At 71.5% G+C, this 21,898-nt stretch carries 19 protein-coding genes; 11 read left to right on the top strand and 8 right to left on the bottom strand.

The window, feature by feature from the left end; genetic code table 11:
* Positions 1-3: 3 nt before the first annotated feature.
* The 4 genes from VIG79_RS13840 to VIG79_RS13825 form a co-directional block, all read right to left on the bottom strand.
* Entirely contained in the window at positions 4-678 is a 675-nt protein-coding gene (locus VIG79_RS13840; protein ID WP_331886581.1) for a response regulator transcription factor, read from the bottom strand.
* Positions 679-754: 76 nt separating this feature from the next.
* Complete coding sequence (locus VIG79_RS13835) at positions 755-1,549, bottom strand: enoyl-CoA hydratase/isomerase family protein (protein WP_331886579.1); 795 nt, start codon at positions 1,547-1,549, stop codon at positions 755-757.
* The gene (locus tag VIG79_RS13830) at positions 1,546-2,637 is read right to left on the bottom strand and encodes an adenylate/guanylate cyclase domain-containing protein (protein WP_331886577.1); all 1,092 of its coding nucleotides are present in this window, start codon (positions 2,635-2,637) and stop codon (positions 1,546-1,548) included. Before VIG79_RS13830 ends, VIG79_RS13835 begins: the two co-directional genes overlap by 4 nt.
* A gap of 31 nt (positions 2,638-2,668) precedes the next feature.
* On the bottom strand, positions 2,669-3,454 hold the full coding sequence (locus VIG79_RS13825; protein ID WP_331886575.1) for a biotin--[acetyl-CoA-carboxylase] ligase: 786 nt from the start codon (positions 3,452-3,454) through the stop codon (positions 2,669-2,671).
* Positions 3,455-3,479: 25 nt separating this feature from the next.
* On the opposite strand from VIG79_RS13825, the gene VIG79_RS13820 reads away from it, so the two are divergent.
* The 5 genes from VIG79_RS13820 to VIG79_RS13800 all read left to right on the top strand — a co-directional run bounded on the left by VIG79_RS13820 (position 3,480) and on the right by VIG79_RS13800 (position 9,149).
* Positions 3,480-5,093, top strand: coding sequence for an acyl-CoA carboxylase subunit beta (locus VIG79_RS13820; protein WP_331886573.1), 1,614 nt, complete (start codon positions 3,480-3,482; stop codon positions 5,091-5,093).
* 37 nt (positions 5,094-5,130) lie between these two features.
* Positions 5,131-5,352, top strand: a complete 222-nt coding sequence (locus tag VIG79_RS13815) for an acyl-CoA carboxylase epsilon subunit (RefSeq protein WP_331886571.1) — start codon at positions 5,131-5,133, stop codon at positions 5,350-5,352.
* Between the two features lie 107 nt (positions 5,353-5,459).
* A complete protein-coding gene (locus VIG79_RS13810; RefSeq protein WP_331886569.1) occupies positions 5,460-6,227 on the top strand; it encodes an NAD(P)-dependent oxidoreductase in 768 nt (255 codons plus the stop codon).
* A gap of 34 nt (positions 6,228-6,261) precedes the next feature.
* On the top strand, positions 6,262-7,767 hold the full coding sequence (locus VIG79_RS13805; protein ID WP_331886567.1) for a TldD/PmbA family protein: 1,506 nt from the start codon (positions 6,262-6,264) through the stop codon (positions 7,765-7,767).
* On the top strand, positions 7,767-9,149 hold the full coding sequence (locus tag VIG79_RS13800) for a metallopeptidase TldD-related protein (RefSeq protein WP_331886565.1): 1,383 nt from the start codon (positions 7,767-7,769) through the stop codon (positions 9,147-9,149). The genes VIG79_RS13805 and VIG79_RS13800 overlap by 1 nt, the downstream gene beginning before the upstream one ends.
* Before the next feature lie 172 nt (positions 9,150-9,321).
* On the opposite strand, the gene VIG79_RS13795 is transcribed toward VIG79_RS13800, so the two are convergent.
* Positions 9,322-10,389 (bottom strand): tetratricopeptide repeat protein, encoded by a 1,068-nt coding sequence (locus VIG79_RS13795; protein ID WP_331886563.1) that lies wholly within the window; start codon positions 10,387-10,389, stop codon positions 9,322-9,324.
* Between the two features lie 94 nt (positions 10,390-10,483).
* On the opposite strand from VIG79_RS13795, the gene VIG79_RS13790 reads away from it, so the two are divergent.
* The 6 genes from VIG79_RS13790 to VIG79_RS13765 all read left to right on the top strand — a co-directional run bounded on the left by VIG79_RS13790 (position 10,484) and on the right by VIG79_RS13765 (position 18,427).
* Positions 10,484-11,449, top strand: a complete 966-nt coding sequence (locus VIG79_RS13790) for a GNAT family N-acetyltransferase (RefSeq protein WP_331886561.1) — start codon at positions 10,484-10,486, stop codon at positions 11,447-11,449.
* Positions 11,450-11,509: 60 nt separating this feature from the next.
* Entirely contained in the window at positions 11,510-13,216 is a 1,707-nt protein-coding gene (locus VIG79_RS13785; RefSeq protein WP_331886559.1) for a DUF885 domain-containing protein, read from the top strand.
* A gap of 584 nt (positions 13,217-13,800) precedes the next feature.
* The gene (locus VIG79_RS13780; protein WP_331886557.1) at positions 13,801-14,589 is read left to right on the top strand and encodes an HNH endonuclease signature motif containing protein; all 789 of its coding nucleotides are present in this window, start codon (positions 13,801-13,803) and stop codon (positions 14,587-14,589) included.
* A gap of 12 nt (positions 14,590-14,601) precedes the next feature.
* Positions 14,602-16,470 (top strand): Na+/H+ antiporter, encoded by a 1,869-nt coding sequence (locus VIG79_RS13775; RefSeq protein ID WP_331886555.1) that lies wholly within the window; start codon positions 14,602-14,604, stop codon positions 16,468-16,470.
* 187 nt (positions 16,471-16,657) lie between these two features.
* Positions 16,658-17,608 (top strand): type IV toxin-antitoxin system AbiEi family antitoxin domain-containing protein, encoded by a 951-nt coding sequence (locus VIG79_RS13770; RefSeq protein ID WP_331886553.1) that lies wholly within the window; start codon positions 16,658-16,660, stop codon positions 17,606-17,608.
* Positions 17,609-17,770: 162 nt separating this feature from the next.
* Positions 17,771-18,427, top strand: a complete 657-nt coding sequence (locus VIG79_RS13765) for a Maf family protein (protein ID WP_331886551.1) — start codon at positions 17,771-17,773, stop codon at positions 18,425-18,427.
* Here the strand turns inward: VIG79_RS13765 and VIG79_RS13760 are convergent.
* The 3 genes from VIG79_RS13760 to VIG79_RS13750 form a co-directional block, all read right to left on the bottom strand.
* Positions 18,424-19,716, bottom strand: a complete 1,293-nt coding sequence (locus VIG79_RS13760) for a hypothetical protein (protein ID WP_331886549.1) — start codon at positions 19,714-19,716, stop codon at positions 18,424-18,426. The two genes, VIG79_RS13765 and VIG79_RS13760, sit on opposite strands and share 4 nt — an antisense overlap.
* Positions 19,717-19,930: 214 nt before the next feature.
* Positions 19,931-21,529, bottom strand: coding sequence for an acyl-CoA carboxylase subunit beta (locus VIG79_RS13755; protein ID WP_331886547.1), 1,599 nt, complete (start codon positions 21,527-21,529; stop codon positions 19,931-19,933).
* Positions 21,526-21,898 (bottom strand): acyl-CoA dehydrogenase family protein (locus VIG79_RS13750; RefSeq protein ID WP_331886545.1); only part of this gene is annotated, 373 nt, incomplete at its 5' end. The genes VIG79_RS13750 and VIG79_RS13755, both read right to left, overlap by 4 nt.

The following is a 21,898-nucleotide window of genomic DNA, read 5'->3' as shown; positions in this document are numbered from 1 at the left end:
GGCTCAGTCCTCCGGACGCTCGAACCGGAAACCGACGCCGCGGACGGTGGAGATGTAGCGCGGCTGGGTCGCGTCGTCGCCGAGCTTCCGGCGCAGGACGCTGATGTGCATGTCGAGGGTCTTGGTGGAGCCGAACCAGGCCGTCTCCCAGATCTCCCGCATCAGCTGCTCCCGCGAGACGACCTTGCCCTGCTCGCGGAAGAGCACCCGCAGCAGGTCGAACTCCTTGGCCGTCAGCTGCAGCTCCTGGTCCTGGAACCAGGCGCGCCGGCCCTCCGGGTCGATACGCAGCTGGTCGCTCGACGGGGATGTCTCGGTCGGGTTGCGGCGGAGCAGGGCGCGGACCCGGGCCAGCAGCTCGGCCAGGCGGAACGGCTTGGTGACGTAGTCGTCGGCGCCCGCGTCGAGCCCGACCACGGTGTCCACCTCGTCGGCGCGAGCGGTGAGGATGAGCACCGGCACCGTCTTGCCCATCGCCCGGATGCGCCGGCACACCTCGAGGCCGTCGATGAACGGCAGTCCGAGGTCCAGGACGACGAGGTCGGGGTTCTCGCGGGCGCCTTCGAGGGCGGTGCGCCCGTCGGCTCGCACGTCGACGTCGTACCCCTCCCGCCGCAGCGCACGCGCGAGCGGCTCGGAGATGGCGGGGTCGTCCTCCGCCAGCAGTACTCGGGTCACGGCCCCGATGGTAGTCGGGGTCCCCGCGACGTTTCGTCGCGTAGCGTGAGGAGAACCTCGCGGGGATGGGTGGGGTTCAGCGTCCAGGCCACCGGGGGGGCCTGCGTTCGGCGAAGGCCGCCACGCCCTCGGCGCGGTCGCCGCTGAACGCCGTGGCCCGCCAGCAGGCGTCCTCGACCTCCAGTCCGGTGGCCAGGTCGACGTCCGCGCCCAGTCGCATCGCCCGCTTGGCCTGCCGCAGGCCGACCGGCGAGTTCGCGGCGATCTGCCGCGCCAGCTCGAGCGCCCGGTCGCGGGCGGTGCCGGCCGGGACGACCTCGTCGACGCAGCCGAGCGCCAGGGCCTCGGGCGCCGGCAGGCGGCGGGCGGTGAAGACGAGGGACGCCGCGCGCGACCAGCCGACCCGCCGGGTCAGCAGCTGGGTGCCGCCCCCGCCGGGGATGACGCCCACGGACACCTCGGGCAGCCCGACGGTCGCGCTCTCTCCGGCCACGATGAGGTCGCAGGAGAGCGCCAGCTCGTACCCGCCGCCGAGCGCGTACCCCTCGACCGCCGCGATCGCGGGCACCGGCAGGTTCAGGACCCCCCGGTATGCCTCGCGCGCCACCGGCCGCTGCCGGACCAGGTCGGCGTCGGAGAAGGCGTTGCGCTCCTTGAGGTCGGCCCCCACACAGAACGCGCGTTCCTGGCTGGACCGGAGCACCACGCAGCGGACGTTGGGGTCGGCGGCGACGCGGGCGGTGGCGTCGGCGAGGGCGGTCGCCATGGCCGTCGAGACGGCGTTGAGGGCCTCGGGGCGGTCAAGGACGATCTCGACGACGTGGCCCTCGCCGTCGGCCTCGATGCGGACCAGCGTGCCGGTGTCGGTCACCGGTCCTCCTGTCGGTCGGGGGTGGCGGCCGGCCGTCGGACGGGCGTCCCGGCGCGGGTCAGCAGGAACGGTTCGACCTTGCCCACACCGCGCAAGGTACGCGGTCGCAGCGGGACGAGGGCGAACCCGGACACGTCATGCAGTGACTCCGCCACCGCCTCGTCGGCGAGCACGCTGCCCGGGTGGGCGATGGCGGTGAGGCGCGAGGCCCGGTTGACCGTGTTGCCGAAGACGTCCCCCAGCTTGGGCATCACCCGGCCCGCGGCCAGGCCGACGCGCACGTCGGGGAGCAGCTCGTCGATGGCGATCGCCTCGACGAGGTCGATCGCCGTCGCGGCGGCCGGCGCGGCATGGCGGTTGGAGAACAGGATCTCGTCGCCCACCGTCTTGACGATGCGACCGCCATGGGCCGTCACGACGTCGGCGCTGAGCATCTCGAACCGCTTGACGACCTCGGAGAGCTCACGCTCGGTCGACTTCCGGACCAGGGTGCTGAACGCGACGAGGTCGGCGAACCCGATGTGCCGGTAGATGCCCTCCTCGGTCGTCTCCGGCTCGGCGTCGGTGAGCAGCCGCGAGACCGCGTCGGCGAGGTGCCGGCGCCACGCATACAGCAGGAGCGGTTCGAGCTCGTCGGCCATGCCGACCAGGTAGGCGGCGGTCGCTTGGGCCGTCGCCGTCGTGGAGTGGTCGGCGGAGAGGTCGCCGGTGGCCGCACGCTCCGCCTCCAGCGCCTCGGCGACCAGCTGCACCTGCCAGGACGCCAGCCGGTCGGCGGTGCGCGCGAAGGCCCGGGTGAGCTGCAGGGCGGTGGCCTCGTCCAGCTCGCCGCGGCGCACGAGCCCGGCCACGACCGCGAGGGCGTCGACGTCGGCCTGGGTGAACAGCAGCTCCTCGGTGTTGACCAGCGGGAAGCCCAGGGCCTGCCAGAACCGGCGGGCGCTGTGCAGGCTGACGTGCGCCTGGCGGCTGACGTCGCGGCGGCTGAGGTGGAGCGGGCGGCCCAGCAGCGCCGCCGTGACGTCCTCGAGGTCCTGGCCGGTCACGGCGGGTTCGGTCCGGCCCGGGTCGGCCGGCGTCTCGCCCATGCGGCCATCATGCCAACGCGCGCTCCCCGGATCACCCCGCCGATCGGACGTGCGTGACGTCCCCGGCGGCCCACGCGTGCCGCCCGTCCGCACCGTCGACGACCAGGCGACCGTCGTCGTCGACCGCCACCGCGGTCCCCCTCGCGTCCGCGCGGTCCGGCCGGCTGACCGTGACCTGCCGTCCGACGGTCGCGCACTGCCGGCGGTACGCGGCGCGGGGTGCGTCCGGGTCCGGACCGGTCAGGGCCGCATACCAGCCGGCCAGCCCGGAGAGGTAGGCGGCGACGAGCCGGTTCCGGTCGACCTCCTCCGCCCCCGCGAGGGCCAGGGAGGTCGCGGTGTCGACGGGGAGCTGCTCGCGGGTCTGGTCGACGTTGACCCCGGCGCCGACGACGACGAAGGCGGCACCGAGCCCGGTGACGACCTCGCAGAGCACTCCGCAGACCTTGCGGTCCGCGTCATCCGGGAGCAGCACGTCGTTCGGCCACTTGAGCTCGGCGACCAGGCCGGTCACGGCCGTGATGGCCTGCGCCGCCGAGAGCCCGGCCAGGAGCGGAAGCCAGCCGGCGCCCCCGGGTGGGAGGGGGACGGTCGCCGAGACCGCGACCGACGTGCCGGGTGGTGCTTCCCAGGACCGTGCGAGCCGGCCGCGTCCCTCACTCTGATGGTCGGCGACGACGACCCGCCACGGCTCACCCACCATCGCGGCCCGGGCGTTCGTCGAGCCGATGGTGGCGTGGTGCTCGAGGTCATGCCAGGGCGAGTCCGACGTGAGCAACGCCGCACGAAGGACCTCGCCGTCGAGTGATCCGGCCACGACCGGCAAGGCTATTCTCCGCAGCATGCCCGACGCACCCGACCTCGAGGCTGCTCCTGCTCCGGACCTCTCCACGACCGCGGGCAAGCTGGCCGATCTCAAGCGCCGCGTCGCCGAGGTGGCCCACGCCGGGTCGGAGCGGGCCGTCGAGAAGCAGCACGCCCGCGGGAAGAAGACCGCCCGCGAGCGCCTCGAGATGCTGCTCGACGAGGGCACGTTCATCGAGATGGACAAGTACGCGCGCCACCGCAGCACCGCGTTCGGCCAGGAGAACAACCGGCCCTACGGGGACGGCGTGGTCACCGGCTACGGGCAGGTCGACGGACGGACCGTGGCCGTCTTCGCGCAGGACTTCACCGTGTTCGGCGGCTCGCTCGGCGAGGTGTTCGGGGAGAAGATCTGCAAGGTCATGGACTACGCCATGAAGATCGGCTGCCCGGTGGTCGGGCTCAACGACTCCGGCGGCGCCCGGATCCAGGAAGGCGTCGTCGCCCTGGGGCTGTACGCCGAGATCTTCCGGCGCAACGTCCACGCCAGTGGCGTGATCCCCCAGATCTCCCTGGTGATGGGCCCGTGCGCCGGAGGCGCGGTCTACTCCCCTGCCATCACCGACTTCACGGTCATGGTCGACCAGACGTCGCACATGTTCATCACCGGTCCGGACGTCATCAAGACGGTCACCGGCGAGGACGTCGCGATGGAGGACCTGGGCGGCGCGCGCACCCACAACACGAAGTCCGGTGTCGCGCACTACATGGGCACCGACGAGCAGGACGCCATCGACTACGTCAAGGCCCTGCTCTCCTACCTCCCCTCCAACAACCTCGAGGAGCCGCCGACGTACGAGGGCGGCGGGTCGCTCGAGGTCACCGACGAGGACCGTTGGCTCGACACCTGCATCCCCGACAGCCCGAACCAGCCGTACGACATGCACGAGGTGATCCGGCACGTCGTCGACGACGAGGAGTTTCTCGAGGTCCAGCCGATCTTCGCGCCGAACATCATCACCGGCTTCGCCCGGGTCGACGGGATGCCGATCGGCGTCGTCGCGAACCAGCCGATGCAGTTCGCCGGCTGCCTTGACATCAACGCCTCGGAGAAGGCGGCGCGGTTCGTCCGCACCTGCGACGCGTTCAACCTGCCGGTGCTGACCTTCGTGGACGTGCCGGGGTTCTTGCCAGGCACCGACCAGGAGTGGGACGGGATCATCCGCCGCGGGGCCAAGCTCATCTACGCGTATGCGGAGGCGACGGTTCCGCTCGTGACGGTCATCACCCGCAAGGCCTACGGCGGCGCCTACGACGTCATGGGTTCCAAGCACCTCGGCGCCGACATCAACCTCGCCTGGCCGACGGCGCAGATCGCGGTCATGGGGGCGCAGGGTGCAGTGAACATCCTGTACCGCAAGGAGATCGCCGCCGCGCAGAGCGACGGTCGCGACGTCGACGAGGTGCGGGCCGGGTTCGTCCAGGACTACGAGGAGCAGCTGGCCAACCCCTACATCGCGGCCGAGCGCGGCTACGTCGACACGGTGATCTCGCCGTCCAACACCCGGATGAACGTGACCCGTGCGCTGCGCGCGCTCAAAACCAAGCGCGAGACGCTCCCGCCCAAGAAGCACGGAAACATTCCACTGTGAGCAGCGACGTCGACGCTCCTCAGAGCGGCTCCGTCTTATGACTGGCGACGTCGAGATGCCGGTCATCCGAATCGTCCGCGGGAACCCCTCGGCCGAGGAGGTCGCGGCCCTCGTCGCGGTTCTCGCCGCGGCCGGGGGGGCAGCCGAACCGGACGAGCCACCTCGCGCGCGCGGCTGGGCGTCACCGGCCGCCCGGCTCCGGTCACCCGCGTACGGGGCGCGAACCGGTGGCTGGCGCGCGTCGGCCCTGCCGCGCTGACGCGCCCGCCCCCGTTGAGACCCCTCCGATCGGAGGGTTGTTGCCCCTATCAGGGCAGAAACCCTCCGATCGAGTCGCACCTGATCCGCGGGGCTAGGTTGGCGCGCATGCCGCGCGTCGCCGTCCTGCATCCCGGGGAGATGGGTTCGGCCGTCGGTGCCGCGCTCGTCGAGACCGGCGCCGAGGTCGTGTGGCGGCCCGCCGGTCGCGGCGCGGCCTCCCGGCGGCGCGCCGACGACGCGGGGCTGCTCGAGGTCGACGACCTCGAGGGGTGTGACGTCGTGCTGTCGGTGTGCCCGCCCGCAGCGGCGGTTGACGTCGCCCGGTCGGTGGTTGGCTTCACCGGCCTCTACGTCGACGCCAACGCGGTGAGCCCGGCCACGGCCGAGTCGGTGGCGACGGCCGTGGCGGCGGGCGGTGCCACCTACGTCGACGGCGGGATCATCGGGCCGCCGCCGCGCGAACCGGGTACCACGCGGCTCTACCTCTCCGGCGACCGTGCCGGGGATGTGGGGAACCTCTTCGTCGACTGCAGGCTCGAGCCCGTCGTCGTCGTCGACGCCGGCCGGTTCGCCGCCTCCGCGACGAAGATGACCTACGCCGCGTGGACCAAGGTCAGCGCGGCCCTGCTGCTGTCGGTGCACGAGGCCGCCGAACGGCTCGACGTCGACGACGTCCTGCGCGCCGAGTGGGAGATCTCGCAGCCCGATCTGGCGGAACGCCTGGCGTCGGCGCAGCGCTCGGCGACCGCCAAGGGCTGGCGGTGGGAGGCCGAGATGCGCGAGATCGCCGCGACGTTCGCGGCGGTCGACCTGCCGGCCGGTTTCGGGGACTCCGCGGCGGAGGTCTTCGCCCGCTTCCCGCGCCCGGGCTGAGCCGGCACCCGCGCCCCTCGCTAGGTTGGCCTTCATGCCTGGAGTGAACGCCGAGTTCCTGGCCCTGCCGCTCACCGCGCTCGCCGACGCCGCACTTTCCCGCGCCCGCGAGCTCGGGGCCGAGTACGCCGCCCTCCGGGTCGTCTCGACGCGCGGTCAGTTCCTCGCCCTGCAGGACCTGGACCTGGAGACGTCGATCACCTCCGACGACGTCGGCCTCGCGGTGCGGGTCGTCCACGACGGGTGTTGGGGCTTCGCCGCCGGCATCGTGCTGTCGCCCGAGGAGGCCGCGCGCCTCGCGGAGCGGGCGGTCGAGGTGGCCCGTGCCAGCCGGCCCGTGTCCACCGAACGCGTGGCGCTCGCGGACGAACCTGCATACCCGGACCGGCAGTGGTCGTCCCCCTACGAGACCGACCCGTTCGACGTGCCGGACGCCGACAAGGTCGCGACTCTCCTCGACCTCACCGAGCAGCTGAAGGCCGGGGACGGGGTGGCCCACACCCGCACCAGCTTGCAGGCGGTACGGGAGAACGCCTTCTACGCCGACCTCGCGGGCACCTCCACCACCCAGACCCGGGTCCGCATCGAGCCGAAGCTGACCGCGACGGCCGTCGACCGGTCCACCGGGTCGTTCGAGACGATGCGCACCCTGGCGCCCCCGGCGGCCGCGGGGTGGGAGTACGTCACCAGCGCCGAGGCCGACCTCGCCCGTGAGGTCGCCGAGATCCCCGAGCTGCTCGCCGCCAAGACCAAGGCGCCGTCGGTCCGCCCCGGCGACTACGACCTCGTCATCGACGGGTCCAACCTCTTCCTGACCATCCACGAGTCGATCGGGCACGCCACCGAGCTCGACCGGGTCCTCGGCTACGAGGCGGCCTACGCGGGAACCTCCTTCGCGACGTTCGACAAGCTCGGCACCTTCCGGTACGGCTCCCCCGTCATGAACGTCACCGGCGACCGCGACACCGACTGGGGACTCGCCAGCGTCGGCTGGGACGACGAGGGCGTCGCCGGACAGCACTGGGACATCGTCAAGGACGGGATCCTCGTCGGGTACCAGACCGACCGCGCGATGGCCGCCCTCAAGGACCTCGGTCGCAGCAACGGCGCGGCGTATGCCGACAGCGCCCGTCACGTGCCGCTCCAGCGGATGGTCAACGTGAGTCTCCAGCCCGACCCCGGGGGCGGGACGCTGGACGACCTCGTCGGCCAGGTCGAGAACGGGATCTACGTCGTCGGCGACAAGTCGTGGTCCATCGACATGCAGCGCTACAACTTCCAGTTCACCGGCCAGCGGTTCTTCGCGATCGAGAACGGACGCCTCTCGGGACAGCTGCGCGACGTCGCCTACCAGGCCACCACGACCGACTTCTGGCGGTCGATGGAGGCGGTGGGCGGCCCGTCGACGTTCTACCGAGGCGGTGCGCTCAACTGCGGCAAGGCCCAGCCCGGACAGGTCTCGCCGGCCAGCCACGGGACGCCCGCCGCCCTGTTCCGCGGTGTCCGGATCCTCAACACGGTGCAGGAGGGAGGACGCTGATGGCTCGCCTGGACTCACCCCAGGACATCGTGGAGGCCGCACTAGCCGCCGCGACCACCGAGGGCACCGTCGTCATCGTCACCGACCGCTCCGAGGCCAACCTGCGCTGGGCCAACAGCTCCCTGACGACCAACGGTGAGATGTCGTCCCGGTCGGTCACCGTCATCGCGACCAACGGGTCCGGTGGTGGCGCGAGCGCCGGCGTGGTCGGCCGGACCGTGACCGATGCCGATGCGGTCCGCGAGCTCGTGGCAGAAGCGGAGACCGCCGCCCGGGCCGCGGACCCGGCCCCGGACGCGGCCCCGCTCGTCACGCCGGACCAGGCGGGCACCGGGAGCGACTTCGCCCTCGAACCGGAGACGACGAGCGTCGGCGCCTTCGCCCGGGTGGCCACGGACCTCGGTGAGGCGTTCGCTGCGGGCGGGGCGGGCCGCCAGCACTTCGGGTTCGCCGAGCAGGTGGTCGACTCGGTCTACCTCGGCACGTCGACCGGCCTGCGGCTGCGGCACGTGCAGCCCACGGGCCGGCTGGAGATGAACGCCAAGAACGCCGACTGGTCGGCGTCGAGCTACCTGGCCTTCACGCTGCGCGACCCGGCCGAGGCGGACGTCGCCGCGGCCGACGCGGACCTGGCCCGGCGCCTCGGGTGGGCCGAGCGCCGGCTCGACCTCCCGGCCGGCCGCTACGAGACCATCCTGCCGCCCACCGCCCTGGCCGACCTGCTCGTCGAGGCCTACTGGGAGTCCGGCGCCCGGGCCGCGGACGAGGGTCGGTCGGCATACTCGGGCAAGCTCGGCGAGCGGTTGTCCCGGCTCCCCCTGGAGCTGTTCAGCGACCCGACCCGGCCCGGCCTCGAGTGCGCGCCGTTCGTCGTCGCTCCGGCCTCGACGGCGGACACCTCGGTCTTCGACAACGGGCTGCCGCTGCCGCGACAGGACATGCTCGCTAAGGGTGAGCTGGTGTCCCTCACGGGCACCCGCGCGTATGCGTCGTCTCACGAGACGCCGATCCGCCTCGAGAGCGACAACCTGGTGCTCGAGGCTCCGGGAGCGACCGGAGGTCTCGACGACCTCGTCGCCTCGACCCAGCGGGGGCTGCTGCTCTCGACGGTCTGGTACGTCCGCGTCGTGGACCCGCAGACCCTCCTGCTCACCGGGCTCACCCGCGACGGGGTCTACCTCGTCGAGGACGGCGAGGTGGTCGGTGCGGTCAACAACTTCCGGTGGAACGAGTCGCCGCTGGACGTGCTCGACCGCATCACCGAGGTGGGGGCCACCGAACGCTGCTACCCGCGCGAGTGGGGCGACTTCTTCACGCGGGCGGCGATGCCTCCGGTCCGGGTCTCCGACTTCAACATGAGCAGCGTGAGCGCCGCCCAGTAGGCCGGTCGGCCACGGCCGGATGCGACGACCGCAGAAGGTGGCGTCTTGGCCACGAATGTCGGCCGAAACCCCGAATTATCCCGCCAGTTCGTGGCGTCTCGGCCGGGAACCGTCGCGGGCGCCGTGCTCTTGCCGACCCCTGGGCCCGGTCTGCCTGCTCAGGGGATCGGAGCTAGCCGTACCGCCGTCGGCGACGGACCCGGCGCCAGGCATACACGAGTCCGGCCACCGCGAGCAGGCCGGCGCAGAGGCCGAGGCTGGCCGTCGGGCCGACCCCGTCGGTCGAGGCCTTGAACGCGAACGCCGCAACGTAGGTCAGGCCGCCGAAGACCCAGAGCATCGGGTCGCGGCCGCCATACCGCCCGAACCCCGGTGGCGACTGCGACCGCAGCCTCCGGAAGCGCACCCAGGGCACAAGCAGCACCACGACGAACAGCACGGCCTTCAGGGCAGCGCCCCAGTCGGCTCCGCGCCACAGCAGCATCGCCTGGACCGCCACGAGGAACCAGAGCCACCCGTACGCCTGCCGCAGCGGGCCGACGAGCACCGAGTCGACCTGCGCGATCGCGTCGCCGTGGCGCGGGTCGATCCGCACCACCCGCTGGAAGTCGTGGGCGACCTCGGCCCGGTTCGTCTTGACCTCCGCTCGGGCCAGCAGGTATGCGGCTTCGGCGTTCTCGGGGTCCTCGGCCAGGATCGCCCGGATCTCGTCCGCGACCGCTGCCCGTCCTGAGCCGTCGACCCAGCCGACCCGGCCGATGTCGATCCTCGCCTTGAGCAGCCGGACCTCCGGGTCGTGCGGGGCCAGCTCCAGCGCACGCAGCACGGCGGCGTACGCCTTGTCGTAGCGGACGATGCTGCGGTGTTCGAGGCCGAGCGCTCGGGAGTAGGCGACGCCGGGGTCGTCCGGGGCGAGCTCCACCGCCCGGTCCAGCAGCCGCTCTCCCTCCTCGCCGTGGCTGACCGTGTGCATGAGGGCGACGCCCAGGACGCAGAGCGCGTCCACGTCGTCCGGGTCCACGGCGAGCGCTCGCCGCAGCAGCTCGAGCCCTGACCGTCGGCTGGCACGGCCGCCGACCGCGATCGTCGCTCGACCGGCGGCGACGAGGAGAGCCGAGCTCTCGGGGTATGCGGCCAGTGCCCGCGTCGCGACGTCCAGCGCGTCCTGGTGCCGGCCGAGCTCGGCCAGTGCGCGGGATCGGGCGACGGCCGCCGCCTCGAGTCCCGGGTCGCCCTCCACGCGCATGAGTCTGCCAAGGCGTGCCCGCAGGGTCCGGGCCGCACCGGTCCTCCAGGCTTCCCTCCGGCCGCCGGAGAACCTACGGTCGGAGATCGTGGACCCACCAGAGCTGCCGGATGGACTGGCGGCACGGTTCGCCCTGTCGCCACTCGCCGGCGACGATCTCGACGAGGTGTTCGCGCTCGCCACCGCCGACCGGGTGTCGGTGCTCGGGACCTCGCGGCTGGCCCGGGAGCTGGTGGAGCTGCGGCTGACCTCGCCCTTCCCGTCCACTCATCTCGGCGTCCGTACGAACGGCCGGCTGGTGCAGGTCTGGGATGCCGTCCTGTACCCGGGGGACCCCGAACCGTTCTGCGAGGTCAACACGGATCCCGGGCTGGGTACGCCCCCGGACCGGGACGCGCTGGAGGCCGCCGGCTGGCGGCACATCGTCCGGTGGGCGACCACGGTGACGGACGACCCGGCTTCCGGACGGGTGCGCACCTCGCTGCCCACTCTCGACCTGGCGCGCCGCGAACGGCTGAGCCGGCTCGGGTTCGTCGAGGAGCGGGTGATGTGGGTGATGGAAGCAGCGTCCGACGCCGAACGAGGCACCGGACGGACGCCCTTGCCAGAACTGGAGATCCACGCCGGCGCCGACCCCCGAGCGGTCCACGCGATCTTCATGTCCGGGTTCGCCGGCACTTACGGCTTCATCGAGCTCTCCTACGACGACTTCGTCGCCAGCCGCAGTCGCCTCCCGGGCCATGACCCGGCGCTCTGGTACCTCGCCACCGTCGCCGGACGGCCGGCCGGGGCCATGACGGTCACCCGGGCCGCGCCGGAGCGCAGCGCCATGCAGGTCAGCGAGCTGGCGGTGCTTCCCGAGCTCCGCGGCCGGGGCATTGCCGGCGCTCTCCTGCATGCCGCCTTCGAGACCACCCGCCGCGACGGGATGCGGCTGCTCTACCTCTTCGCGGACAGCGAGAGCCACGACGACGCTCCCACCCTGTATGCGTCGGTCGGCTTCGAGACCGTCCAGGCCACCTCGATGCTCACCCGCCCGCTGGTCGACCCCTGACCGCGACGGGCCGCTATTTCCGGATGCTCCCCGTCGGAGCCGAGGTATACGTTCGCGGGCGTGACTTCAGACCAGGGCGCCACGAGCGTCTCCTCGCGACCCAGCACCGACGCCGACCGCGTCGCCGACGACTACTTCGACGCCGCCGTACGACTGAGCCCGATCATGGCGACCAACGCCGGTATCCCGGGCCACGAGGAGGACCTCGACGACGTCTCCCCTGCCGGTCGAGCCGCGTTCTCCGCATTGCGCCGGCAGACCCTGTCCTCGCTGGCCGACGTCGAGCCGATGGACGACGTCGACCGCGTGACGATCTCCGCGCTGCGCAACCGGCTCGAGCTGGACGAGGAGATCCACGCCGCAGGGCTGGACGAGATGTCGCTCAACGTCATCGCGTCGCCGCTCCAGGACCTGCGCGACGTCTTCGACCTCATGCCGCAGGACTCCGAGGCGAGCTGGGCGACGTTCGCCACCCGGATGACCAAGCTGCCGACTGCACTCGGCCAGTACCGGGAGTCGCTGCTCGCCGCCCGCAATAAGGGCCACGTGGCCCCCCGCCGCCAGGTCGACGAGGGCATCAAGCAGTGCGCCGACCTCACTGCTGACGACGGGTACTTCGCCACGCTGGTCGCCGGGGCCACGGTCGACGGCCGGCCCCTCGCCGGGGACACCCAGGCCGCGCTGGCCGCGGCCGCGACCCAGGCCGCCGGCGCATACCGGAGCATGGGCGAGTTCCTTCGCACCGAGCTGCTCGACGCCGCACCCGAGGACGACGCCTGCGGCATCGAGCGGTACCGGCTGATGTCGCGGTACTTCGTGGGCGCCACCGTCGACCTCGACGAGACCTACCGCTGGGGCATCGAGGAGTGCGCCCGGCTGGACGAGCAGATGCGGGAGGTGGCCGAGCGGATCGCACCCGGCGCGACGGTCAAGGAGGCCATCGCGGCGCTCGAGGCCGACCCCGCGTACCAGCTGCAGGGCAAGCCGGCCCTCAAGGAGTGGATGCAGACCAGGGCGGACGAGGCGATCGCCGAGCTGGCCGACGTCCACTTCGACATTCCCGGGCCGATGCGCACCATCGAGTGCATGATCGCGCCGACCGAGCAGGGCGGCATCTACTACACCCCGCCCAGCGACGACTTCAGCCGGCCCGGTCGGATGTGGTGGTCGGTCCCCAAGGGCATCACCACGTTCGGCACGTGGAAGGAGCTGACCACCGTCTACCACGAGGGCGTGCCGGGGCATCACCTCCAGTGCGCCCAGGCGGTGCTCCGGTCCGAGGTCCTCAACAAGTGGCGCCGGCTCGACCTGTGGATCTCCGGCCACGGCGAGGGCTGGGCCCTGTATGCGGAGCGGCTGATGGCCGAGCTCGGCTACATGGAGGACCCCGGCCACCGGATGGGCTGGCTGGACGGCCAGTCCCTGCGGGCGGCGCGCGTCGTTATCGACATCGGCGTGCACTGCGGGTTCGAGGCGCCCGAGGAGGTCGGCGGCGGAGCGTGGACCTACGACAAGGCCTGGCAGTTCCTGACCAGCCACGCCAACCAGGGCGAGGCATGGCTCCGGTTCGAGCTCAACCGCTACCTCGGCTGGCCCGGGCAGGCACCGTCGTACAAGATCGGCGAGCGCCTGTGGCTCTCGCTGCGGGAGGAGGCGCGCGAGCGCGAGGGTGAGGCCTTCGACCTCAAGGTGTTCCACCGCAAGGCGCTCGACCTCGGCGGCGTTCCGCTCGACACCCTCCGTGCGGCGGTCCTCGACGAGCTGTAGCCGACGGTTTCGGCGCTCGCATCAACGGCGCTGACGATCCTATGGAGCCTGGGTTTGCCTGTGAGCAAACGGTTTTCGGGCCTGAGGGCTGTCGGTGGTCTCGTCTAGATTGGGCTGATGGACGAGGTCATGGGCATGCGGGAGCGCCGAGCCGCGCTCGCCGCGGCCCGAGCCGCGTTGACGGAGATCGGGTCGGTCCTGCGGGAGGAGCCCGGGGTCGAGCTAGGGCCGCTACTGCGGGAGATCGACGACATGGGCCGGCTCGTGGACGCCGCGAGGATGGTGGTGGTGGACGAGGCGATGACCCGTGGGGAGATGCGCTCCTACGTCGGTCCGCACCAGGAGGGCGGCGAGCCCCTTGACGCCGTGGCGGCGGGGCTGGTCGGGGTGGGATGGGTGCGGGCGTGGTCGCCCACCATGAAGGCCGGCGGCGCTGTCGGGCTGGTCCAGCTCACCGAACGGCTTCGGTCTTACGAAAGCCGTCAGCTGCGGGAGGCGGTGCTCGGCGGCCGGGTCGGGCTCCGCAATGCCGCGGTGTGTGTGCGGGAGATGGACCGCCTGGCTCCCGACTGTGCCCGAACGCGGTGCCGGCGGTCTGGGATGCCCTCATCCAGCTGGGGTCCGACTTCGGACCGCGGGAGATCCGAGCGCTCCGGCCGCGGCTGTTGGCCGAGTATGGCTCGGACGGAGAGCTTCAGCACGAGCAGGACGTGGCCGCCCGCCGCGCTGGGCTGTCCCAGCCGTACGACGCGGGGGACGGCACGTTCGAGTACCGGTTGCGGCTGGACGCCGAGGGCAAGACCGTTCTCGAGGCAGCCCTAGGACCGCTGGCCGCGCCCCGACCGGCCGACGGTGTGCGCGACGTGCGGGGATCGGACCGCCGGCGCGCCGACGGCTTGATCGAGATCGTCCGCCGGGCGGTCGCCTGCCCCGACGGAGTTCCTACCGCGGCGAAGGCGCAGGTGTTTCTCCGGATCGACCTGGACGAGCTCGTACAGAAGACCGGCTGCGCGCTGACGGTCGGATCGGGGGACGCCGGCGCGGTCCTGGCCCCGGAGACGCTGCGCCGGATGGCCTGCGACGCCGGTCTCCTCCCCGTCGTCATGGACGGACCTTCGCACGGCCTCGACTTGGGCCGCGCGAGCCGTCCCTTCACGCCCGCCCAGGTCAAGGCGCTCTGGCTACGCGACGGCAGCTGCACGCTCCCCGGCTGCGGGATGCCCGCCCAATGGGCGGACACCCACCACATCCGACACTGGGCCGACGGTGGCCCGTCCGACCTCGGCAACGCGACCCTCCTGTGCGGGTACCACCACTGGTGGGTCCACAACCATCGCCTGGCACCTGAGACCACCGCCATCGAGGCCGGCTGACAGAATCGGCGGGTGCCGATCGCCCTGACCCTGCTGGCCATCGTGGCGGTGGTGATCGGGGTGTCCGCGCTCGCCCGCCACTACAACGCGTCGGCCCCCCTGGTCCTCACCGCCGTCGGGATCCTCATCTCGTTCGTGCCCACGGCGCCGGACGTGCAGGTCGGACCGGAGCTCATCCTGCTCGGCATTCTGCCGCCCCTGCTGTATGCCGCGGCGATCCGCACCTCGCTCGTCGACCTCGGGGCGAACAAAAACGTCATCGGGCTCCTCTCGGTCGGTCTGGTCATCTTCACCGCGGCAGGGGTCGCACTCGTGACCTGGTGGTTGATGGGCATCCCGATCGCCGCCGCGATCGCCCTCGGCGCGGTTGTCGCCCCACCGGACGCGGTGGCAGCGACGGCGGTCGCCCGCCGGATCGGGCTGCCGCGACGCATCGTGACCATCCTCGAGGGCGAGTCGCTGTTCAACGACGCGACGGCGATCACCATCCTCCGCACCGCGATCGTCGCCATCGGCGGCTCCGTGACCGCTCTCGACGTCGGGGTCGAGTTCCTCCGCGTGTCGATCGGCGGCATCCTCGTCGGGGTCGCCGTGGCGTGGATCCTCGCCCGGATCCGCAGCCGGGTGACCGACACGAGCACCGATACCGCGATCTCGTTCATGGCGCCGTGGCTCGCCTACCTGCCCGCGGAGCTGATCCACGCCTCGGGCGTCCTGGCCGTCGTCATCGCCGGCGTCCTGCTGGGCCACAAGGCGCCGTTGATCCAGACCGCCCCGTCCCGGCTGGCCGAGCGGATCAACTGGACGACGATCCAGTACCTGCTCGAGAACGCGGTCTTCCTGGTCATCGGCCTTCAGACGCACACCATCGTCGAGGGCGTCGTCAACTCGTCGCTCGGCCTGCCCCGCGCGATCCTCGTCGCCGTCGCCGTCTTCCTCACCGTCGTCGTGCTCCGACCCATCTGGATCCTCTCGTTCGGCGTCGTCCTGCAGCTGACGCCCGGGCTCGCTCGACCAGATGCGTTCTGGCGCAACGGAACGGTGCTGTCCTGGGCGGGTATGCGTGGGGTGGTCACGCTGGCGGCCGTGCTGCTGCTCCCGGAGGGCACGCCCTACGTCGAGGTGCTGAGGTTCGTCGCCCTCGCGGTTGTGGTCGGCACGCTCCTCATCCAGGGGCTGACGCTGCCGGCGCTGGCCAAGGCGCTCGACGTCCACGGCCCGGACCCGCGGGAGGACGCCCTGCAGTCGGCGTCGGTCCTCGAGCACGCCGTGACCAAGGGCAACGAGGAGCTCGAGCGCCTCACCGACGACAACACGCCGCCGCAGATCGTCGACCAGCTCCGCGCCGTCGGGCAGCGCCGGACGCACCTTGCCTGGGAACGGCTCGGCGAGACCCGCGACGACCAGCCGAGCCCCAACGAGGCATACCGTCGCCTGCGCCGCAAGATGCTCAAGGCCGAGCGCCAGGAGGTGCTCCGGATCCGCGACACCGGCTCGGTCGACCACGACGTCCTCGAGGAGGTCATGCAGACGCTCGACCTCGAGGAGTCGATGCTCACCATCGCCGACGACCGGAACCAGCGCTACGACAACCGGCTCATCCTCACGCCGGAATCCCAACGCGGCGACTGCGAGCACCTTCAGGACGCACCGCAGAAGACGCGACCCGTGACGCCGGAGGGCTGCGAGGACTGTCTGCGCGAGGGCCTGGTGTGGGTGAACCTGCGGATGTGCCTGGAGTGCGGGAAGGTCGGCTGCTGCGACTCGTCGATCGGCAACCACGCGACCAAGCACTTCCAGAAGGAGGAGCACCCGGTGATGCGTAGCTTCGAACCCGGCGAGGCCTGGCGCTGGTGCTACGTCGACGAGATCCTCGGCTGACCCGATCCGGCCCTGGTGTCCCGCCGCGCTGTTCCCTTCGGCTTGACGCAGCGTCGAGCGACTTGACGCATCGTGCACCCTGCGTCGAGTCGGTGGACGCTGCGTCAAGCCGACCGGCCGGTGGGGTTGTCCACAGGTCGGGGCTCCGCTCTGACGACGTACCGTCGCCCTCCGCCAGTGTTGAGGCATGGACGACTGGGTCGCGGCCGCCGACGAGCACCACGTCATCAGCGTGGCGGAGCTCCACGGTGCCGGCCTCTGCCCCCATCAGATCGCCAACCTGGTCGCTCGAGGTGAGCTGACGAACCTGTCTCGCGGTTGGTATGCAGCGACCTCTCCGGACAGCCTCCAGCATCGCCACACCCTCACGACATGGGCGATGTTGCGCGCCCACGAAGGGCGCGCCATCGCGGCTCATCACAGTGCCCTGCTGCTCCTGGAGTTGCCCACGTACCGACCGGACCTCGACCGGGTCCGCCTCGTCCGCCGCACGCCTGGGTCACCACGCACGCGGCCGGGACTCAGCGTCGGTCGAACCGTGCCGGCGGAGGCGCAGGACGCTCACACAGTGACTCCGGCGCTGGCCGTGGTCCAGCACGGGCTGAGCAGCGGCTCGCTCTCAGCGCTGGTCGCCGCCGACGGTGCTCTTCGCCAGGGGAAGACGACGGCCCAGGACCTTGATACGGCCCTCGGTTGGGTCCAGCAGCACCCCCGGTCCGCCCTGATCCGCGGGTTCCTCGATCTCGCGGACGGGCGTCGCGAGTCCCCCGGGGAGACGCGGCTGGCTCACATCCTGCATCTCATGAAGGTCTCAGCCACACCTCAGTTCCGCATCAGTGAGCCTGGGTTCGAAGCCCTCGTGGACTTCCTCATCGACGACGAGAAGGTCGTGCTCGAGTTCGACGGCAAAGTCAAGTACGCCCGAACCGCGGACGAGCCAGACCCGTTCGGCAACCGGCGGACACCGCAGGAGGTCCTCTGGCACGAGAAGCGCCGAGAGGACCGGCTCCGAGAGCTGGGGTACGAGGTGGTGCGGGTCACGTGGTCCGAACTCAACGATCCCAGGGCGTTGGCCCAACGGATCGCGGCGGCCATCCGACGAGCCCGGGGCCGCCGGCTCGTCCGTCAGTCGGCCTGACCCCGCGAACTGGCTGCGAGGTTGGACGCCGTCGCCGCTCGGCTTGGCGCACCGTCGAGCGACTTGACGCATGGTGCATCCCGCGTCGAGCTGCCCGACGCTGCGTCGAGCCGGAGGGAGGGGCACCGCACCTGGGTCGAGGATCCCCCTAGAGTCGGCGCCATGGCGACGATCCGCGTACACCTCGTTATGGCGAGCGCCTCTCCGGCCCGTCGAGCGACGCTGCGGTCAGCCGGCATCGAGCCGACGGTCATCGTCAGTGAAGTGGACGAGGACGCGGTGCTGGCCGACGCCATTGCTCGCTACGGCGCGCTGGAGGGTGCCGACATCGCCCTGCTCCTCGCCCGCGCCAAGTGCGAGGCGGTCGCCGCCGAGCTCACGTCGAGCGCCCTGGTCCTCGGTTGCGACTCCGTGCTCGAACTCGACGGCGAGATCCACGGGAAGCCGCGCGACGCGGCCGAGGCGACCGACCGCTGGCGGCGGATGCGCGGCGGGTCCGGCGTCCTGCATACCGGGCACTGGCTTCGCGACGAGCGGTCCAGCGACGCCGGTGGGACCAACGCCACCCTGGGCGCGACCGCGTCGACCACCGTCCACTTCGCCGCGCTGACCGACGCCGAGATCGACGCCTACGTCGCGACCGGTGAGCCCCTTCGCGTCGCGGGTGCCTTCACCGTCGACGGGCTCGGCGGTGCGTTCGTCTCGGGCATCGAGGGCGACCACCACAACGTCGTCGGCCTCTCCCTACCGCTGCTGCGCGACCTGCTGGCGGAGGTCGGCGTCGGCTGGTTCGACGTCGCGAGCGCCCCCATGCATTAGGGGAAGTAGATCGGCCCGTCGAGGTGGCTGACGATGAGGTAGTTCTGGATCCACCAGACCTGCTGCCCCAGCCCGAGCAGCGCGACCCCCACCAGGCCCCAGACCTCCCAGCGGCGCCACCACCTCAGCCGGAGGAACCACGCGATGAACAGCGTGAACGGGAAGGCGAGCAGCGCGTAGCGAAGCCGTGACGGTCCGGTGTTGGTGGCGAGCAGGAGGTATGCGGGGTAGGCCCCGGCCCAGCCCCAGATCTCCGGGCCCCACCGCCACGACCGTTTGGACAGCATGAACCAGCCGAAGCCGATGACGATGGCGATGCCGCCGATGATCCCCCACCAGCCGTAGGCGAAGTCGAGGTAGTTCCACCACGTCGACAGCTTGATGTCGGTGCCGATCTTCCAGGCCTGCATCGTGTCCGCGTAGCCGGCAGGGTTTCTGGTCACCGCCCCGATGATCGCCGGCCAGAGGAAGGTCAGCGCGCCGGCCTCGACGATCAGCGCGCCGAGCATGATCTTGTCGCGCACTCCGAAGTCGTCGCGCTCCTTGCGCCAGCGCACGAAGCCGTGCGCCATCAGCACGGGCACCATGGCGATGACGACGTTGCGGGTGAGGGCGAGAAGGACCAGCGCTACCGCCGTCCACCAGTAGCGTCGCGCCCGGATCAGCATGAGGTTGACGATGACGAGTAGCAGGGCGAGCGACTCGGTGTAGGTCGCCTGGAGGATCGGCGCGCTGATGAACGTGCAGACGCCGACGACCGCGACGATGGCCTCCCAGCGACCGACTGCGCGGTCGACCAGACGGAAGAGCAGCAGCATCGCGGCGGCGCCGATGATGATGGCGGTGATCCCGCCCACGACGTAGAAGCTGCCACCGGTCACCCGCATCAGGGCGCCGACCATTATCGGGTACAGCGGGAAGAACGCCCACGCGTTCATGTCGACCTGGCCGAGGTCGTCCAACGGGAGCGGGTTCGGATACCCCACGTCGGCGATCTGCTGGTACCACTGGCCGTCCCAGTTCCCCATGGTGACCCAGTAGCCCGGCGCGCCGTCGGTCGGGTACAGGATCCGCAGGATCCCGTTGGGGGCCGGCAGGGCGATCTGCGAGCGCTGGCAGATCAGGACGACGATGACCGTGAAGATCCGGCTGGCCGCAAAGACCGCCAGCGGGAACCAGATCTCGAACCGTCGCCACCAGGGCGCTCTCGTCGTGGCGGACGCCGACGCCTGCTGCTCGTCGGGGTCCCGATCCGGCTCGGGGGTCTCCTCGCGCTCACGCGTCAGCACACTGGTCAGGGCGCACCTCGGGAGTCGCTCGGGTTCGGACGGGTTCGGACGCCCGGCATCAACGCCGGGAATGTCGCCACCCAGCGTAGGTCAGCCGTCGGGACGGGGCTCGTCGGCGTCCGCGGCGGTTGGGTCACGAATCGGTCGTAGGTCCGCCGCCCGGCCCGTCGCCGGTCGTGGCCGGACGGCGTGACCGCGTCGGCCGACGGCCTCCTCAGACCGGCGGGATCGACCGTCGCCGCTCGCTGAACGCGCGGTCGCGCCGCGAGGCGTAGCGGAGCCGGTGCAGAAGCTCCGCGCGCAGCTCGTCGGCCTCGACGATGCCGTCGAGGACGAGGTCGGCGGCCAGCCGTTCGAGGTCGACGTCCTCCTCGTACTCGCGGCGCTTCTCGGCGACGAACGCGTCCCGGGCCTCCGCACCCTGGCTGCGCTCGACCTCGGCGATCTGGTTGGCGTAGACGGCGTTGACCGCCGCCTCCGGACCCATGACGGCGATCCGCGCCGTCGGGAGGGCCAGTGTGGCATCCGGGGCGAACCCGGGCCCGCCCATCGCATACAGGCCGGCGCCGTAGGCCTTGCGGACGACGACGCAGAACTGCGGCACGGTAGCGGACGCCACGGCGGACACCATCTTGGCGCCGTGCCGGATGATCCCGCCGCGCTCTACCTCGGTGCCGATCATGAAGCCCGGGACGTCGGCGAGGTAGACCAGCGGGATCGAGAACGCGTCGCACAGCCAGATGAACCGGGACGCCTTGTCGGCGCTGTCCGAGAAGAGCACCCCGCCCTTGACGGCGGAGTTGTTGGCGACGAACCCGACTGTCTCGCCGCCCATCCGGCCGAACCCGACGACGAGCTCGGCGGCGAACAGCGGCTTGATCTCGAAGAACGACCCGTCATCGACGAGCCCGTCGATGACCTCGTGGACGTCGAACGGCACCGACTCCCGCTCGGGCACGACCTCGCGGGTGAGCGGCGTGGCCGGCTCCTCGGGGTCGTAGACCGGCGGAGTCTCCCGCCAGCTCCCCGGGACGTAGGAGAAGTAGAGCTTGGCCAGCTCGATGGCCTCGACGTCGTCCTGGGCGAGCAGGTCGCCGCAGCCGGAGACGGTGCAGTGCATCCGCGCTCCACCCATCTCCTCGAGCGAGACGCGTTCACCGACAACCATCTCCGCCATCCGCGGGCTGCCGAGGTACATCGACGCGTTGCCCTCGACCATGATGACGATGTCGGTGAACGACGGGATGTAGGCGCCGCCGGCCGCGCTGGGCCCGAACAGGCAGCAGATCTGCGGCACCTTGCCGGACAGCGCGACCTGGTTGTGGAAGATGTGCCCGGCGCCGCGCCGGCCGGGGAACATCTCGACCTGGTCGGTGATCCGGGCGCCGGCCGAGTCGACGAACCAGAAGACCGGCAGCTCCTCGCGGAGCGCGGACTCGGTCGCCCGGACGATCTTCTCGACGGTGCGCGCACCCCACGAGCCGGCCTTCACCGTCGGGTCGTTGGCGACGACGATCGCGGGCCGGCCGTCGACGGTCCCGCGACCCGTCACCACGCCGTCCGCCGGCAGTCCAGCGGCGGTCGCGTTCGCATACCGGCCGTCCTCGACGAACGAGCCCTGGTCGAACAGCAGCCCGATCCGGTCGCGGACGTAGATCTTGTTCTGGCTGTCGAGCTTGGCCCGAGCCTTGTCGCTGATCTTGCCGGAGGCCTCGTAGGCCTCGTGCAGCCGAGCGCGGACGTCCGCGACCCGCGGGTCGGGCTCGTAACCCTCGGAGCGCTCCGCCCCCCGAGTACCCCCCGACAAGGTCATGCGGGCAGGCCGAGCCCGCGGGCGATGACCATCCGCTGCACCTCGGAGGTGCCCTCGCCGATCTCGAGGATCTTGGCGTCGCGGTAGAACCGGGCGACGGGGTACTCCTCCATGAAGCCGTTGCCGCCGAAGACCTGGGTGGCGACGCGGGTGGCGGTCACGGCCGCCTCTGTCGAGTAGAGCTTGGCCACCGCGGCGGCCTGCTTGACCTCCTTGACGGTGCGCCGTCCGGCGTTGAGCTCGTCCTTGAGCCACGCCGCCTTGTAGGTGAGCGTCCGGGCGGCCTCGACCGCGACGGCCATGTCGGCGATCGGGAAGGCGACGCCCTGGTTCGCCCCGATCGGGCGGCCGAAGGCCTCGCGGCCCTTC

Source organism: Lapillicoccus sp. (assembly GCF_036559105.1).
Lineage (GTDB): Bacteria > Actinomycetota > Actinomycetes > Actinomycetales > Dermatophilaceae > Lapillicoccus.
This window is presented reverse-complemented; position numbering and strand designations above follow the sequence as displayed.

Bases quoted from the DNA above. Each gene is read 5' to 3' on its own strand.
- VIG79_RS13830 (WP_331886577.1), bottom strand. From the start codon at position 2,637: ATGGGCGAGACGCCGGCCGACCCGGGCCGGACCGAACCCGCCGTGACC.
- VIG79_RS13820 (WP_331886573.1), top strand. From the start codon at position 3,480: ATGCCCGACGCACCCGACCTCGAGGCTGCTCCTGCTCCGGACCTCTCC.
- VIG79_RS13815 (WP_331886571.1), top strand. From the start codon at position 5,131: ATGACTGGCGACGTCGAGATGCCGGTCATCCGAATCGTCCGCGGGAAC.
- VIG79_RS13810 (WP_331886569.1), top strand. From the start codon at position 5,460: ATGCCGCGCGTCGCCGTCCTGCATCCCGGGGAGATGGGTTCGGCCGTC.
- VIG79_RS13805 (WP_331886567.1), top strand. From the start codon at position 6,262: ATGCCTGGAGTGAACGCCGAGTTCCTGGCCCTGCCGCTCACCGCGCTC.
- VIG79_RS13800 (WP_331886565.1), top strand. From the start codon at position 7,767: ATGGCTCGCCTGGACTCACCCCAGGACATCGTGGAGGCCGCACTAGCC.
- VIG79_RS13770 (WP_331886553.1), top strand. From the start codon at position 16,658: ATGGACGACTGGGTCGCGGCCGCCGACGAGCACCACGTCATCAGCGTG.
- VIG79_RS13765 (WP_331886551.1), top strand. From the start codon at position 17,771: ATGGCGACGATCCGCGTACACCTCGTTATGGCGAGCGCCTCTCCGGCC.
- VIG79_RS13755 (WP_331886547.1), bottom strand. From the start codon at position 21,529: ATGACCTTGTCGGGGGGTACTCGGGGGGCGGAGCGCTCCGAGGGTTAC.